Here is a 16,269-nt window from a genome sequence, read left to right as displayed (position 1 = left end):
GGGACATCCCCGTGGTCACACCGCGGGTGAGGACGCCTGGGCCCAGAACCGCTTGGGGATACGCCCGGCGTGGCGCGCCAGATGACCGGCCTGCACCGCGGCGGCCATCGCCCTCGCCATCCGAGCCGGATGCCGGGCCCGGGTGACGGCGGTCGCGAGCAACACCGCCGAACAGCCGAGTTCCATCGCCAGCGCCGCGTCACTCGCCGTGCCGATTCCCGCGTCGAGCACGACCGGAACCCCGGCGGCCTCGACGATCATCTCGATATTGTGCGGATTGCCGATACCGAGGCCGGTGCCGATCGGCGAACCGAGCGGCATGACCGCGGCGCAGCCGGCATCCTCCAGTCGTCGCGCGAGCACCGGATCGTCGGTGGTGTAGGGCAGCACCACGAAGCCGTCGTCGACCAATTGCTCTGCGGCCGAGACCAATTCGATGGCGTCGGGCAGCAGCGTGCGTTCGTCGGCGATGACCTCGAGTTTCACCCAGTGGGTCTCCAGCGCCTCGCGCGCCAGCTGTGCGGTGAGCACCGCCTCGGCCGCGGTACGGCAGCCGGCGGTATTGGGCAGCGGGGCGATGTCGAGGCGTTTGAGCAGGTCGAGCACGCCCGTTCCGCCCGCGGCGTCGATGCGGCGCATGGCGACCGTGGTCAATTCGGTGCCGGAGGCAACCAGCGCCTCCTCGAGCACCGCCAGATTCTCCGCACCGCCGGTTCCCATGATCAGCCGGGAGCCGAATTCCCGATCCGCGATCCGCAGTGGCTCGGCCGGTAGCGGTTCGGTACCCGACATGTCAGCCACCCTGCACCGCCGTCAGGACCTCGATCTCCCAGCCGCGGCCGACCGGCTCGTCCCACCGCGACTTCGGGAACAGCGCACCGTCGACCGCCAGGGCGACGCCGCGGCACGGCAGTTCGAGCCGCTCGAGCAGTTCCCGGACGGTGAGCGGCTCCGCGAAGGCGTGTTCGGTGCCGTTCACCGTGACGCCGATGGGGATCGATGTGGACGCGGAACTCGGTTGCGCGGTCACTGGTTACCTCCTGATGATGATGCGGGAGTAGCGGTTTCGGCGGCAGCGAAGCGGTGCGGATCGGCGGCCTTCGCCTCGGCGAGGACGTCTCCGGCCAGCAGCGCCGCCACCGCGTCGACGGTGATCGGTACGCCGAGGATGCCGTTGCGGCCGTGGCCGGTGGCAGCGATCACCCGATCCGAGAGCCATCCGATCAGCGGCAGGTTGTCGGGCGTACCGGGACGTCCGCCCGCGGCGGCCTCCGCCAGTTCGTATTCGCCGAGGGCCGGCCACACGGACTCCGCGTCGGCGATCAGATCGCGGACCCCCGCGACGGTCACGGTGGTGTCGAATCCGGCCTCGTACTGGGTGGCGCCGACCACCAGGCCGTCGGCGCGCGGGACCAGATAGACCGGCCGGCCGTGCACCCGCGCGCGGATCACCGAGGACGGCGGCGGCGGGGTGCCCGGACGCCGGCGCAGCCGCAGGATCTCGCCCTTGACCGGCCGCACCGGCAGATCCCACAGCCGGGCGCTGGCCGAACCCGCGGCCAGCACGATCCGGTCGTGGTCGAGTTCGTCCACCGCCGCCACCGACACGGGCTCGATGTGCACACCGGCCTGTGCGCAACCCCGGCGGAGGGCGTCGAGGAGCAGGCGGTTGTCCACCGCCGGTTCGTCCACCGCGAGCAGGCCGGCCCGGACGGTGCGCGACAGACCGGCCTCGGTCGCGCGGACCCCGGCCCGGTCGAGCACGCGCATCGGATATCCGTGGGTGCCGCAGAAGTCGGCGATCGTGCGCAGGTCGGCGGCATCGGCCGCGTCCAGCGCGAGGGTGAGGGTCTGTCCGGCCACGAAGACGTCGACCCCGGTGGCCTCACGCAGCCGCGCGCCGAATTCCGGCCACCGCCGCAGCGAGGCCGCACCGAATTCGAGCAGATCGTCCTCGCCGGGCCAGCCCTCCGAGAGCGGGGCAAGCATGCCGCCCGCGACCCAGGACGCGCCGGACCCCACGCCGGGATCGAGAATCGTCACCGACCAGCCCTGTTCGGCGGCCCGCCAGGCCACCGCCAGACCGATCACACCCCCACCGACGACGGCCAGACTTCGCATCACTCCACCTCGCTCGGGTCCCGGACTCGCACGCACCGCGCCGTGCACGGCCGACACCGGGAAATCGGCGTTCCCGCGCGGCCGCCATCGCTGCGGGAATGCCCTCTTGTTTCGCCTCTCCACGGTAGCGCGGCTACGGTCGAAGCCGTGCAACCGTCCCAACCGCAACGCCCGATGGCACCGCGCGAACGCCTGGCCTCGGCCCGGCTCTACCTGTGCACCGACGCCCGGCGCGATACCGGTGATCTGGCCGCGTTCGCCGAGGCGGCGCTCTCCGGCGGCGTCGACATCATCCAGCTGCGTGACAAGGGTTCGGCCGGCGAGGCGAAGTTCGGGCCGCTCGAGGCCGGTGCCGAACTCGGTGCGCTGGCCGAACTGAAGGCCGCCGCCCGCCGCCACGGCGCGCTGGTCGCCGTCAACGATCGCGCCGATATCGCGCTGGCCGCCGGCGCCGACGTGCTGCATCTGGGCCAGGGCGACCTGCCGCCCTGGTACGCCCGCCGGATCGTCGGGCCCGATGTGGTGATCGGCCGGTCCACCCACAATCGCAATCAGGCCGGACTCGCGGTCGTCGACGAGCACATCGACTACTTCTGCACCGGGCCGGTGTGGAACACACCGACCAAACCGGGCCGCACCGCGGCGGGTATCGAGCTGGTGCGGTCGACCGCGGAGTCGCATCCGACCCGGCCGTGGTTCGCGATCGGCGGTATCGATCGCGACCGCCTGCCGGAGGTGCTCGCGGCCGGCGCCGACCGGGTGGTCGTGGTGCGTGCCATCACCGCGGCGCGCGATCCTCAGGCCGCCGCCCGCGAACTCAAACAGCGGCTGCTGGAGAACGCGGCGAACTGATCCACAGCCGTACACATGGGGAGGACACGGCTATTCACACACGGCGTTCAGCCCAGCACCTGGTCCAGGGTCAGGACCAGCGTTTCCTCGTACCGCACGAATCCGCCGGATCCGTTCTCGCGCTGCGCGATCCGGGCGGTCGGCGCGGCGGAGTCGTGGGCGTCCAGCCACAGGAATCCGCGATCGGCGAGGTCGACCGTGCGCGGCAGCGCCGCCGCGATGGCGGCCGCCTCGGCGAGGCCGTCGAGTTCGAGCCGGGCAGCGGCCGCCCGCAATCCGGGCCATGCGGCGGCGAATCCGGGATGCAGCGGCCGGGCGTCGACCTCCTCCTCGGGAACCCACGCCAGCTCCGCACTTTCGCGATTTGCCGTGGTAGCCAAGGTTTCCGACACATCGGCCACCACGGTGGTGTAGGTCCAGCCGGAGTCCGCGGTACTCGTCACCCGGCTGCCGCGCACCCGCACCGCATCCGGATCGATTCCGGCTTCTTCCTGCGCCTCGCGCACCGCAGCGTGCACGCTGGTCTCATGACTGTCGCGTGCACCACCGGGCAGCGCCCACGTTCCGCCCTGATGGCTCCACGGCGCCCGATGTTGCAGCAGCACCAGTGCGCCGCCGCCCTGCCGGGGTGCCCGCAGCAGCAGTCCGGCGGCCCCGAACAGGCCCCACTGCCGCGTCCCATCGGGGCTTTCCAAGAAGCCGTCTCCGTCACCGCGCATGCTCCGCCTCGTCCCGATCCGCGCCGGCGTCCTGATCGCCGGCCTCCGGGTACCGCCGTCGTGACCGACACATATCGGGCGGTACCGGTACGACCACAATAAGCTCAGTCCGCACAATGCAACCCGCTGAACGAACGGAGGTGGGCATGGCTCGAATCGGGCATTCGCAGCTCGACGAGCTGTCCCCGCGGGCCGCGGCGGCCGCCGTGCGCAGCCGGCTCGACGCGACCGATGTCCGGGCGTTCGCGCGCTCGTCCCCCGCCCGGCTGATCGCGCTGGGCCTGCTGCTGCTCGGGCTGTGCCTGGTCGCGGGCGCCGTGACCTCGGGCGAGGTGGGCAACCGCCAGCACGCCCTGGACTATCTGCTCGACGAGGCCGAACCCGACGCCAATTCCGCCCAGCATCTTTACACCTCGCTCTCGGTAGCCGACGCGGCCGCCGGCACCGCCTTCATCTCGGGCGGGCTGGAGCCGAAACCGGTGCGCGATCGCTACGACCAGGCGGTCGGTGAGGCCGCGGCCGAACTGGTGGCCCAGTCCGACAACGCCGGGACGCCCGGCTCGGCCACGCCCGACGCCGACACCCGCCTGCGCACCGGTGTGGCCACCGAACTGCCGGTCTACACCGGGCTGATCGAGACTGCACGCGCCAACAATCGCGAAGGCCATCCCGTCGGCGCCGCCTATCTGAGTGAGGCGTCGAATCTCATGCAGACCACCATGCTTCCGACCGCACAGGAGTTGCAGGAGCACCGGTCCGCGGCGATCGCGGCGACCCAGCGCCGGCACGTGCGGCCGCCGTGGGCGGCGATCGTGCTGCCGATCCTGACCCTCGCCGCACTGGTGGCGGCGCAGTTCTATCTGGCCCGGCGCTGGCATCGGGTGCTCAATCCGGGGCTGCTGGTGGCCTCGGGCATTCTGCTGATCCTGCTGGCCTGGACGGTGATCGCCGGATCGTTCTCGGCGGTGGCGACCAGCTCGGGACGCGACGACGGCGCGGTCCCGGGCGCACAGCTGACCGAGAGCCGAATCCTCGCCCAGCAGGCGCGCGCGGCGGAGACGCTGAAACTGGTGCGCCGCGATGCCAGCGGCGACTACGACCACACCTACGACACGGCCACCGCGCGGCTCGACGATCTGCTCACCCACTATCCCGGCGACGCACCGGGGGCCGACGATGTGCGCAATGCGCATGCGGCACTGGGCCGTTGGCGCTCGGCACATCAGCGGATGAACGACGCGCTGGGCCGCGGCGATTTCCCGGCGGCCACCGTGGTGGCGATCGGCGCGGACCCGGCGCAGGCCAGCGCCGCCGTCGACACCCTCGACACCGCGCTCGCCGCCGGCATGGGGGAAACCCGAAATACGTTGCGCGGGGAGATATCCGATGCCGCGCGTGCGCTGGATTTCCTGGCGCCGGGCGCACTCACGCTGGCCGCGCTGGCGGCGGTGTTCGTGGTGGCCGGGTTGTGGCCGCGTTTGAGGGAGTACCGATGAGGGCGAGGCGGGTCGCGGCAGCGGCATTGGCGGCATCGGCTCTGCTGGCCGGGGGCTGCGGCGGTGCGCCGGCCACCCCGCGCACCGGCGGCAGCGGCAATTACACCGAACCGCCACTGCCCGCCAATGCCGTTGTGACACAACCGCAGTCGGCCCCCGCATCCGATCTCGAACCACAATGCGGCAATCCCACCGCCAGCCTGCGTCCCGGCGCCGACCACGGACCGGCCCTCGACGCCGTCCGCGCGCGCGGGCGCCTGCTGGTCGGCCTTGACCCGGGCAGCAATCTGTTCAGCTTCCGCGATCCGATCAGCGGCACCCTGGCCGGATTCGACGTCGACGTCGCCGCCGAGATCGCGCGCGATCTGTTCGGCGATCCGCGCCGCATCGAATACCGGATCCTCGGCTCGGCGGATCGCGAACGGGCACTGCAGGATCACAGCGTCGACGTCGTGGTGAAGACCATGACCATCACCTGCGATCGACGTCAGCGCGTGGACTTCTCCACCGCGTATCTGATGTCGCATCAGCGCGTGCTGGCCGTGAAGGGCTCCGGCATCGGCTCGATGGCGGATCTGGCCGGCAAACGCGTATGCGCGGTGGGCGGCACCACCTCCCTCGACCGGATTCGGCACATCCAGCCGACGGCCGCGATCATGACGGTCCCGACCTGGGCGGACTGCCTGGTGGTGTTGCAGCAGCGCCAGGTCGACGCGGTCAGCACCGACGACGCGCTGCTCGCCGGGCTGGCGGCGCAGGATCCCTACGCCGAGGTGGTCGGTCCCGCCCTCAGCGACGAACCCTACGGCGTCGGCGTGCCGAAGGGGAACGACGATATGGTCCGATTCGTGAATGCCACCCTGCAGCGGTTGCGCACCGACGGGACCTGGGATCGGCTCTATCAGCATTGGCTGGCGCCCGCGCTGGGTCCCGCGGCCGGACCGCCGGAACCGACCTATCGGGACTGATCGATGTCCGAACACCACGCATTCTCCGAATCCGATCCCCCGCCGACGTCGCTCACCTCCACCCCGGATACCGGCGACAATCCGACGACACCGCAGCCCCGCCGTGCCCCGGAACCGCCGCCGACCCAGCGAACTCCCGGGTCACGGCACCACCCCCGGACCCGGCACATTCCCGAGCCCCAGCGCACCCCGGCAACTCAGCACCCCCCAGGGCCGCGGAACACCCCCGGCACGCAACGCACCCCAGGGCCCGAACGCACCCCGGAAGTCCAGCGCACCACCGGGACAGAAAACATCCCCGGCACGCAGCGCGCCGACGCGTCCACGGCCGCAACGCCTTTCACCGGCCCCGACACCGCTGCCGCCGCGACCGGCACCGGAGGTCCCGACACCTCGTCGTATGCGAGCGAGCCGAGTCGCCCCACCGGGCGCAGCGGGCGCACGGTCCGCTCCCGCCCGACCGTGCGCCGCCTGGGCGCCGGCCTGGTGCCGATTCCCACTGTGCCGCAGATGGATCCGATGGTGGCCGTCCTCGCCGATCCGGTGGTGGCCGAGGGGCGGCGGTACTGCTGGCGCTGCGGCCGGCCGGTCGGGCGCACGACGCCTGCCCACGCCGCCACTGCCGTCGGAATCTGCGACAACTGCGGCGCCCCTTACGATTTCCGCCCCTATCTGCGTGCCGGCGATCGCGTCGCCGGACAGTACGAGATCCAGGGCTGTATCGCGCACGGCGGACTCGGCTGGATCTATCTCGCGATCGATCGCAATGTCAGCGACCGCTGGGTGGTGTTGAAGGGCCTGCTGCACGGCGGCGATGCCGAGGCCCAGGCGGTCGCCGTCGCCGAACGGCAATATCTGGCCGAACTGGCCCATCCGAGCATCGTCAAGATTCACAACTTCGTCGAACATCCGGGGCCCGGCGGCTCGCCGATCGGCTACATCGTCATGGAGTACGTGGGCGGACGTTCGCTGCGCGATCTGCTCGACACACATCCGCGGCCGGAGCGGATGCCGGTGCCCGAGGCGATCGCCTACATCCTGGAGATCCTGCCCGCGCTGGAATATCTGCACGCGCTCGAGCTGGCCTACAACGACCTCAAGCCCGACAACATCATGGTCACCGAGGACCAGGTGAAACTGATCGACCTGGGCGCGACGGCTCCCTTCGACTCGTATGGAAATCTCTACGGCACCAAGGGTTTCCAGGCGCCCGAGATCGCCACCACCGGCCCCACGGCGGCCACCGACATCTACACGGTCGGCCGGACCCTGGCGGTGCTGACCGTGAACATCCCGATGGTCGCCGGCCGCTACACCGACGGCATCCCGCATCCGGACATCGAACCGGTGCTGGCTCGGTACGAATTCCTGCATCGGCTGTTGCTGACCGCGACCGATCCCGATCCGGACCGCCGTTTCCCCTCGGCCCGGGTGATGACCACACAGCTCGCGGGTGTGCTGCGCGAAATCCTGGCCACCGACACCGGTACCGAACATCCGCAGCTCTCGACGCTGTTCAGCCCGCCGCGTACCAGTTTCGGCACCGACGAGCTGATCGGGCAGACCGACGTCTACGCCGACGGCGTGGTCCGCGACAAGAGTCTCGCGGCCCGCGATATCGCCGCCGCCCTGCCGGTGCCGCTGATCGATCCGGCCGATCCCTCGGCCGCGCTGCTGGCCGGGACCGTGCATTCCGAACCGGAGCATGCCCTCGACGCGGTGCGGGCCGCGCGGCGCCGAGCCGAGACCGCGCCGGGTGGCGCGCCGGACAGTTTCGCCACCGAGGCCACCCTGGCCGAGGTGCGCATCCACCTCGATCTCGACCAGCCGGCCGCGGCCCGCGAGCTGCTCGGTCACCTGGGCGTACAGGATTGGCGCACCGACTGGTTCCAGGGCCTGATCGCGTTGCGCGAGCAGGATTACGAACGCGCCTACGACTGTTTCGACGCGGTGCTGTGCGCGCTGCCCGGTGAGATCGCACCCAAACTCGCCATCGCCGCGACCGCGGAACTGGTTCTGCAACAGTGGGATTCGCCGGACCCCGCGCAGTGGCGGCACTGCGCCGAGAAGTTCTACGCGACGGTGTGGCGGACCGACCGCGGCGTGGTCAGCGCGGCCTTCGGGCTCGCCCGGCAATTGGCCGCCGACGGCCGGGTCACCGCGGCGGTGGCGGCCCTGGACGAGGTCCCCTCCGCCTCCCGCCACTACACCGAGGCGCGGCTGACCGCGGTCCTGTTACTCCTCACCGGACACCCCACCGAGCCCGGCGGCACGGAGTCCGAAGGCGGCGGCGATCGCCGGCAGGCGCACGTCGGCACCGATCGGCCGGCGGAGTCGACCCTGCACGTCGCCGCGGCGCGGTTGCAGGCGCTGCCCGCCGCGGAACGCCGGGTCGCGCAGCTGCGGGTCCTGGTGCTCGGCACCGCTCTGGCGTGGTTGCAGGCCGGGAACCGCCCTCAGGCGTCCGACCGCACCCTGCTCGGACAACCGTTCACCGAACGCGGGCTGCGGCGGGGGATCGAATCGGGCCTGCGCGCACTGGCCCGCACCGCCCCCGGCCGGACGCACCGGTACGCGCTGGTGGATCTGGCGAACGCGATTCGCGCCAAGAGCTGGTTCTGAGCCCCGTTCAGCCCACCAGCGCGACCGCCGCGCGGGCGATGGCCAGTTCCTCGTCGGTCGGCACCACCAGCACGGCCACCTCCGCGTCCCCAGGCGAAATACGGCGCGCCGTACGATCTTTCGCGGTGTTGCGCACCGGATCCACCGCGATGCCGAAGCGTTCCAGCCCGGCCAGCGCGTCGGCGCGCACCTGCGCGTTGTTCTCCCCGACTCCGGCGGTGAAGGTGATCGCGTCGACCCGGCCCAGATCCACCAGATAGGCGCCGATGTAATGGCGCAACCGATGCACGTAGACGTCATACGCCAAACGCGCCGCGGCATCGCCGGATTCGATCAGCCCGAACAACTGCCGGAAGTCGTTGACCCCGGACAACCCCTTGATGCCGGAGCGGCGGTTGAGCAGTTCGTCGATGCCGTCGATGTCCAGCCCCGCGGTCCGCGCCAAGTGCAGCGGAATACCCGGATCGATATCGCCGGACCGGGTGCCCATCACCAGTCCCTCCAGCGGCGTCAGTCCCATGCTGGTGTCCACGGCCCGGCCGCCGCGAATCGCCGAGGCCGAGGCGCCGTTGCCCAGATGCAGGACGATCTGGTTGTGCTCGGACGGGTCGCCGCCGAGCAGTTCGGACACCCGCCCGGACACGTACTCGTGCGAGGTGCCGTGAAACCCGTAGCGCCGGACACCGTGCGCGGCGGCGACACCGGCGTCGATGGCATAGGTCTTCGCGGCGTCGGGCAGTCCGTGGAAGAAGGCGGTGTCGAAGACCGCGACCTGCGGGAGATCGGGCAGCAGGGCACGCGCGGAACGGATACCGGTGACGTTGGCCGGATTGTGCAGTGGCGCCAGGGTGGAGAGTTTGTCGATGGATTCCACCACGGCATCGGTGATCAGGGTCGGTTCGTAGAAGACCTCGCCACCGTGCACGACCCGATGTCCGACCGCCGAGAGCCCCTCGCCACTCAGATCGTGACCGCTGCGGGCGAACAGGTCGAACACCACCCGCAGCCCGGCGGCGTGATCGGAGATCTGGCCGGTGTGCTCGAAATTCTTTCCGTCACTGTGATGTTCGACGGTGACCTCGTCCTCGGATACCGGCTCCCCGATGCGCGACACCAGCCCGGACGCCGCCACATGCGCCGAAACCGGGTCCAGCAGTTGATATTTGATCGACGACGACCCCGAATTGATCACCAATACCTGCATCAGCCCCGCGCCTCCTGTGTCCTGCGGGCCACCCGCACCCGGTCGGCACAGCGAGCCGCTGCGCGATGGTCGCTCACCGTGCCTCCTGCTGCTGCGCCTGAATCGCCGTAATAGCCACAGTGTTCACGATGTCGGCCACCAGGGCGCCGCGCGACAGGTCGTTGACCGGTTTGCGTAATCCCTGGAGCACCGGTCCGATCGCCACCGCGCCCGCGCTGCGCTGCACGGCCTTGTAGGTGTTGTTACCGGTATTGAGGTCCGGGAAGATGAACACCGTCGCGCGCCCGGCGACATCGGAATGCGGGAGTTTGGCGCTGGCGACCGTCGGTTCGATCGCGGCGTCGTACTGGATCGGCCCCTCCACCGGCAGCTGCGGCGCGCGCCGGTGCACGAGTTCGGTTGCGGCCCTGACCTTGTCGACATCGGCACCCGAACCGGACTCGCCCGTCGAATACGACAGCATCGCCACCCGGGGCTCGATCCCGAACTGCTGCGCGGTGCGGGCGGAGGAGATCGCGATATCGGAGAGCTGTTCGGAGGTCGGATCCGGCACCACCGCGCAGTCACCGTAGGCCAGCACCCGATCGGCCAGGCACATCAGGAACACACTCGACACCGTCGAGACGCCGGGTTCGGTCTTGATGATCTCGAACGAGGGCCGAATCGTATGCGCGGTGGTGTGCGCGGCGCCGGAGACCATGCCGTCGGCGATGCCCCGGTGCACCATCATGGTGCCGAAATACGAGATGTCGGCCATGTATTCGCGGGCCCGCTCGACCGTCATTCCCTTGTGCGCGCGCAGCCGCGCGAACTCTTCGGCGAACTCCGCGCGCAACTCGCTGGTCCGCGGATCGAGTACCTGGGCGGCCTCGATATCGACGCCGAGTTCGGCCGCACGGGCACGCACGGTGGCCTCGTCACCGAGGATGGTCAGCTCCGCGATCTTGCGTTGCAGCACGCGGCCGGCCGCCCGCAGGATGCGATCGTCGTCGCCCTCCGGCAACACGATCCGGCGCGGATCGGCACGAGCTCGTTCCACCAGCTGATATTCGAACATCTGCGGTGTGACCACCGACGGCACCGGAACTTCGATGAGATCCAGCAGCTTCCGGCTGTCCACCCGCTGCTCCATCAGCGCCAGCGCGGTGTCGACCTTGCGCATACTGCTGAGCGAGACCCGCCCGCGGGTGTGGGCGGCGGCGCTGGCGGTGTCGAATGTGCCCAGTTGCGTGGTGAGGATGGGCAGTTTCGGCTTGAGGCCCTCCATCAGGCGCGCGATCGCCGGATCCGGCAACATGCCACCGTTCATGATGATGCCCGACAGCGACGGAAATCCCTCCGCCTCGTGCGCGTTCACCAGCGACAGCAGGACGTCGGAGCGGTCGCCCGGCACGATCACCGCGACGCCGTCGCTGAGCCGCTCGAGAATGTGCTCGGCGGTCATCCCGCCGACCATCACCTTCAGCGCCTCGCGCTGCAGCAGTTCCGGATCGCCCGAGTAGACGGTGCCGTCGATGGCCTCGCAGAGTTCGTTCATGGTCGGCGCGGTCAGCAGCGGCACCTCCGGCATCGTCCACGACGGACAGGGCAGCACCCCCATCGCCTTCCGCACGTCCTCGAGCCGCTCGGGATCGCAGCGGTTGACGATGATCGCCATGAGCTGCGCGTGCTCGTGTTCGAGTTCGGCCTCGCAGACCCGGGCGACCTGCACGACCTCCTCGGGGCTGCGACCGGCCCCGCGCAGCACCAGCAGGACCGGCGCGCCGAGGTTGACCGCGATCCGGGCGTTGTAGCGCAGTTCGCTGGGCCCGGCGACATCGGTGTAGTCGCTGCCGACCACCACCACGGCGTCGCAGACCTTGGCGACCTCGTGGAAGCGCATCACGATCTCACTGATCGCGGCGTCGGGATCGGCGTGCACCTGCTCGTAGGTCACCCCGACCGCCTGGTCGTAGTCGATATCGGCGGTGCAGTGTTCGAGCAGCAGCTCGAGAATGTAGTCGCGGCCTCGGTTGGACCGGGTGATCGGCCGGAAGACGCCCACCCGCGGCGTCGTCGCCGAGAGCATCTGCAACATGCCCAGCGCCACGGTGGATTTGCCGGTGTCACCTTCCAGTGACGCGATGAACACGATGGAGGGTGCGGGTTCGGCCATGGTCCCGAGCTTAGTGAGGGGATCCGCGCCCGCGGTCGTCCGCACGGGCGGTGCCGGTGAAATCACATTCGGCTGACTGTGGACCGGTTCTGCAAGCGGGCTCGATGAGTGTTACGGACATACTCGTGCGCTTCTCGACCATTCAACGGCTCACGATCAGCCCATAGTCTCGTCTCATGCAACTCGGAACCTTCCTCCCCACCTCCACTCCCGATCCCCAGCAGCCGATCCTCGGCGATGTCGGCGCCGCGGCGCGGTTCGCCGAGGAGGCCGGGCTCGATTCGGTGTGGTCGACCGACCACCTCGTGGCCAGCGCGCCGATTCTGGAGAGTTCGGTCACGCTGGCGACCGCGGCGGCGGTGACCGAACGGATTCGGATCGGCTACGGCGTGCTGCTGCTCGCACTGCGCCCGGCCGCGTGGGCGGCCAAGCAGATCGGCGCGCTGCAGTACGTGTCCTCGGATCGGCTCCTGCTGGGTGTCGGCACCGGCAATCCCGCCCACGGCGATATCGGCTGGCGAGCGGCCGGGCTGTCGTTCGCCGACCGGGGCCGGCGCACCGACGAGAATCTGCGCGTACTGCCCGACCTGATCGCGGGCCGGCCCGCCGTCCTGCCGGACGGCACCGAGGTCACGCTCGCACCCGGTGCGAAAGTTCCGCCGATTCTGGTGGCCGGCGACGGTCCGCGTGCCCGGCGCGGGGCGGCCGAATTCGCCGACGGCTGGCTCGCGATCGGCCTCGCGCCGCAGGAAGTAGCCACTGCCACAAAGGAAGTGACCGAATTCGCCGCGGAATTCGGCCGGAACACACCGACTGTCTCAGTCGTCACGCCGCTACCCGCCGAACTCGGCGAAGCCCGAGCACTGTTCGACGCCTATGCCGAGGCGGGTGTGGAACACCTGCTCACCGCGCCGCGCGACGGCGACTGGCGCCGGGGCTACGAATTCGCGGCCGCGATCCGGCGGTAAACGCTCTCACCCGCCCTCGCGACTGCGGCCGGAGCCTTAGGATCACTGTCCATGACGGCACAGTTTCCGGATCGGCAGTGGGGTTCGCGGACCGGTCTGCTCGGACGCACCGCGAGCGCGTTCGCCGCGACGAAGTTCGGTTCGCGGGTGGTCCGCACCCTCACCCCGCTGGACCGAAAGGTGTTGCAGCGCACCGGCGCTCGCTACACCGTGCTCGGACCGATCGGCGCGCCGATCGTCCTGCTCACCACCACCGGCCGCAAGTCCGGGCAGCCCCGCACCTCCCCGCTGTTGTACGTCCACGACGGCGACACGCTGTACGTGATCGGCAGCAACTTCGGTCAGTCCAGCCATCCGGCGTGGACCGCCAACCTGCTGGCAGACCCCGAGGCGACCGTAACCCTTGCGGGACAGAGCATTCCGGTGCGCGCACAGCTGATCGAGGATCCGGAGCGTAAGCAGCGGATCTTCGACCGGTTCGTGGAGACGACCGAAGCCTATGCCGCCTACCGCAGCCGCACGACGCGCGATCTGCGCCTGTTCGCCCTGACCCGGGCGTGAGTGTTCACACGATCCGGCTGTGGGACAGATAGGCCCGCCCTGCGAAGGTCCGGATCGGGCTGCTGCCGAAGTCGAGTGACCACACCGGTTGCCGATTCGTTCCGGCCGCGACGACGGTGATGCCGCCCTGACCGCCACGCGCGACGGTGACCACCCTTGATCCATCGGTGGCCCAGGGGACCTGGTTGTCCGGCAGTACACCGCCCTCGGCCGTGTACGCGTCGAACCAGGCGTAGGCGAGCTTGTATCTGTTCTCGAGGTAGTCGGAGCCGGATTTCGTGGTGGTGTCCCAGCGAATCAGAATTTTGCTGCCGATTCCGGCGACGGACACACCGTGGCCGTAACTCGCTTCCTTCGGCAGTTGCCTGGACCAGAGCATGGACCCGGTCGCGGGATCGAAGGCGGCGAGCATGCCGCGGTTCGTCATCACCGGCAGCGCCGGGGCCGTGTCCGGTTCGGCGTAGCGCTTGTCGTTGCCGTTCGGCGCCGGATCGTCACCCTGGGTGGCATACGGCTGGCTCGCCACGACCCGCCAGCCGGGACCGGCACCGGCGCGCTTCGTTCCGTCGAGAGCGAAGAAGTCCGCACCGATCGCGAATCCGCCGGAGTACGCCAGCCAATCCGGAGCCCACACCGTATTCGGCTGAACGTGGTCCGGAGCCACCTGATACACGACCTTCCCGGTTTCGATATTCCGCAATTCGAAACCGGCCTTCGAGAACGGATCACCGGACACGGGATTCTTCTGCAGCGACAGCACACCGGAACCGTGGACCAGGCCCGGCTGAATGTCGTCGGCCTGCCAGAGCACCTTGCCGCTGACGTCCGCGGCGATGACCGAACCCGTCCCGGCCCCTTCGCGCTCGGGTTCGAACGTGGCGAAGGTTTCGCCTGCGGAGACGATTTCGGTGGCGGCCGGCAGGCGGCCGGAGATCACGCCCGCCTGCGTATCGATGAGCAGCGTCGCGTACGAATCCGAATTCACGTCCCGGGTTCCGGCGGCGCTGTCCCCGGCCTCCGTACGGCAGCCGGCGTAGCGGCCCGAGGCCGTGAACACGCACTCGGCGTAGGAGATGTAACCCACACCGACGCTGTGCAACAGCGCACCCGACTCCACATCGATGATGTCGAGTTTCTCGGTGCCGTTGTAGAGCACCACCTTGTCCGTGCCGCCGATCGGGAGCTCCGAGCCGTCGGCCGACCACCGCTTCCCGGTGGGTTCGGCACTCAGATCCGGGCTCTGCGGAGTGACCGAGATCCGGGTTAGCGCCCGGGCGGCATCGGTCGGACCGACCTCATCGGAGCCGGCCGACCGCACCACGAAAACCGTCACGATTGCGATCACGATCAGGACCGCGATACCTGCGCCCCACCGGATTCCACTCGACGGTGCACCGGTTCGCGGTAGCACCGTCGGTGATTCGGTCTGTGCTTCCGACCGGCCCCGCGACGGTACGTGCTGTCCCGCGAGCACGGTCGCGATCGCCGCCTGCGGATCGCCCGGCGGCGGGCCGGCAGTGTCGGCCCGCAAGGCCGCACCCAGCGCCGCCGCGAACTCCGACGACGAGGCGAACCGTGCCTCCGGTCGCTTCGCCATCGCCCGCGCGAGGACCGCGTCCACGTCCGGATGCAGGTGCGGACGCGCCGTCCGCACGCTCGGTGGCGTGGCCGTGGCATGCCGCGTGACGACCACGACGGGATTGGCGTCCGCGAACGGCGCGTCGCCTGTGAGCACGTGAAAGACGGTGCAGGCCAAGGAATACTGATCGCTGCGTCCGTCCAGCGGTTGCGCGCTCAGTTGCTCCGGCGACGCATAGTTCAGGGTGCCGATCATGACCCCGGTTCCGGTCAGATCGGAGGCACCCGCGGCGGCCTGCCGGGCGATGCCGAAATCGGTGAGCAGCACGTCACCGTCCCGGCTCAGCAGGATGTTCGCCGGTTTCACGTCCCGGTGCATCAAACCCTGCGCATTCGCGCGATCCAGTGCTCCCGCAACGGTTTCCGCGATCCGGATCACCTCATCGATCCCGAACGGCCCGGTGGCGGCCAGTCGCTGGGCGACATCGACGCCGTCGACCAATTCCATCGCGATCCACAGCCGGCCCTCGTACTCGCCGCGGTCGTACACCTTCACGATCGCCGGATGTGACAGACTCGCCGCCAGATCGGCCTCCCGCTCGAACCGCGCCCGGTACTCCGGGTCGGCCGCGTACTGGGCCGGTAGTACCTTCACCGCGTCCGATCGCGGTAACCGCGGGTGCCGGGCGACGTAGACCTCACCCATTCCACCAGCGCCGAGCACCCGTTCGATCCGGTAGCCCGCGAACAACTCCCCCGAATACAGCATTACTCCTCCTCGCCGTGAGCACCCTACCGAGTCCGACCGGCCTGCGAGGGACGGACGGACCAGGCGGAACGGACACACAGCGGGCGGCTCCGCACCGTACCGGCCCGGAACGTACGGATGTCACGCTCGGCCGCCCGAGCGTGACATCCGAGGGAGCGGACGCGCGGGAAGGCTCAGAGTGCGCGCAGGCGCGGGGCGAGGTCGCGTGCGAACAGATCCAGGAAACGACGCTGATCGTGGCCCGGGGCGTGGAAGA

The 16,269-nt window shown here is 69.9% G+C and carries 13 protein-coding genes and 1 pseudogene; 6 read left to right on the top strand and 8 right to left on the bottom strand.

Features of this window, described 5'->3' with window-relative positions; genetic code table 11:
• Window positions 1-15: 15 nt before the first annotated feature.
• Genes A5789_RS08440 through thiO form a run of 3 tightly spaced genes read right to left on the bottom strand, consistent with a single transcriptional unit; the run spans window position 16 to window position 2,121 of the window.
• Window positions 16-792 carry a thiazole synthase gene (locus A5789_RS08440; RefSeq protein WP_063015250.1) on the bottom strand — a complete coding sequence of 259 codons (777 nt, stop codon included), beginning with the start codon at window positions 790-792 and terminating at the stop codon, window positions 16-18.
• Window position 793: 1 nt separating this feature from the next.
• Window positions 794-1,030 (bottom strand): sulfur carrier protein ThiS, encoded by a 237-nt coding sequence (gene thiS, locus A5789_RS08435; protein ID WP_063015251.1) that lies wholly within the window; start codon window positions 1,028-1,030, stop codon window positions 794-796.
• Window positions 1,027-2,121: a glycine oxidase ThiO gene (gene thiO, locus A5789_RS08430; RefSeq protein ID WP_063015264.1), complete on the bottom strand. Its 1,095-nt coding sequence runs from the start codon at window positions 2,119-2,121 to the stop codon at window positions 1,027-1,029. The genes thiS and thiO overlap by 4 nt, the downstream gene beginning before the upstream one ends.
• Window positions 2,122-2,268: 147 nt before the next feature.
• Between thiO and thiE the strand changes: the two genes are divergently transcribed.
• Window positions 2,269-2,973 (top strand): thiamine phosphate synthase, encoded by a 705-nt coding sequence (gene thiE / locus A5789_RS08425; RefSeq protein WP_030516618.1) that lies wholly within the window; start codon window positions 2,269-2,271, stop codon window positions 2,971-2,973.
• Between the two features lie 47 nt (window positions 2,974-3,020).
• Here thiE and A5789_RS08420 read toward each other — a convergent pair whose 3' ends face one another.
• The gene (locus A5789_RS08420; RefSeq protein WP_082857083.1) at window positions 3,021-3,692 is read right to left on the bottom strand and encodes an NUDIX hydrolase; all 672 of its coding nucleotides are present in this window, start codon (window positions 3,690-3,692) and stop codon (window positions 3,021-3,023) included.
• Between the two features lie 146 nt (window positions 3,693-3,838).
• Here A5789_RS08420 and A5789_RS08415 point away from each other — a divergent pair, with 146 nt between their 5' ends.
• Genes A5789_RS08415 through A5789_RS08405 form a run of 3 tightly spaced genes read left to right on the top strand, consistent with a single transcriptional unit; the run spans window position 3,839 to window position 8,778 of the window.
• On the top strand, window positions 3,839-5,188 hold the full coding sequence (locus A5789_RS08415; protein WP_064903791.1) for a hypothetical protein: 1,350 nt from the start codon (window positions 3,839-3,841) through the stop codon (window positions 5,186-5,188).
• Window positions 5,185-6,156 (top strand): glutamate ABC transporter substrate-binding protein, encoded by a 972-nt coding sequence (locus A5789_RS08410; protein ID WP_063015254.1) that lies wholly within the window; start codon window positions 5,185-5,187, stop codon window positions 6,154-6,156. Before A5789_RS08415 ends, A5789_RS08410 begins: the two co-directional genes overlap by 4 nt.
• Window positions 6,157-6,159: 3 nt before the next feature.
• Complete coding sequence (locus tag A5789_RS08405; RefSeq protein WP_082940551.1) at window positions 6,160-8,778, top strand: serine/threonine-protein kinase; 2,619 nt, start codon at window positions 6,160-6,162, stop codon at window positions 8,776-8,778.
• Between the two features lie 7 nt (window positions 8,779-8,785).
• Here the strand turns inward: A5789_RS08405 and A5789_RS08400 are convergent, their stop codons facing one another.
• Together A5789_RS08400 and pta are read right to left on the bottom strand one after the other, a co-directional pair.
• Window positions 8,786-9,982 carry an acetate kinase gene (locus A5789_RS08400; RefSeq protein WP_064903792.1) on the bottom strand — a complete coding sequence of 399 codons (1,197 nt, stop codon included), beginning with the start codon at window positions 9,980-9,982 and terminating at the stop codon, window positions 8,786-8,788.
• A 73-nt stretch (window positions 9,983-10,055) separates the two neighbouring features.
• Window positions 10,056-12,137 (bottom strand): phosphate acetyltransferase, encoded by a 2,082-nt coding sequence (gene pta / locus A5789_RS08395; RefSeq protein ID WP_063015266.1) that lies wholly within the window; start codon window positions 12,135-12,137, stop codon window positions 10,056-10,058.
• Between the two features lie 176 nt (window positions 12,138-12,313).
• Between pta and A5789_RS08390 the strand changes: the two genes are divergently transcribed.
• On the top strand, window positions 12,314-13,105 hold the full coding sequence (locus tag A5789_RS08390; RefSeq protein WP_064903794.1) for an LLM class flavin-dependent oxidoreductase: 792 nt from the start codon (window positions 12,314-12,316) through the stop codon (window positions 13,103-13,105).
• 51 nt (window positions 13,106-13,156) lie between these two features.
• Entirely contained in the window at window positions 13,157-13,666 is a 510-nt protein-coding gene (locus tag A5789_RS08385; RefSeq protein WP_063015257.1) for a nitroreductase/quinone reductase family protein, read from the top strand.
• A 4-nt stretch (window positions 13,667-13,670) separates the two neighbouring features.
• Here A5789_RS08385 and A5789_RS08380 read toward each other — a convergent pair whose 3' ends face one another.
• Both A5789_RS08380 and A5789_RS35395 read right to left on the bottom strand, forming a co-directional pair.
• Window positions 13,671-16,013: a serine/threonine-protein kinase gene (locus tag A5789_RS08380; RefSeq protein ID WP_064903795.1), complete on the bottom strand. Its 2,343-nt coding sequence runs from the start codon at window positions 16,011-16,013 to the stop codon at window positions 13,671-13,673.
• 173 nt (window positions 16,014-16,186) lie between these two features.
• Window positions 16,187-16,269: pseudogene (locus tag A5789_RS35395) on the bottom strand (F420-dependent glucose-6-phosphate dehydrogenase); the annotation flags it as partial.

Origin of the sequence: Nocardia sp. 852002-51101_SCH5132738 (assembly GCF_001665695.1) — a bacterium.
GTDB lineage: Bacteria > Actinomycetota > Actinomycetes > Mycobacteriales > Mycobacteriaceae > Nocardia > Nocardia nova.
The sequence above is the reverse complement of the archived record's forward strand: the minus strand, read 5'-3'. Positions and strand labels throughout refer to the sequence as shown.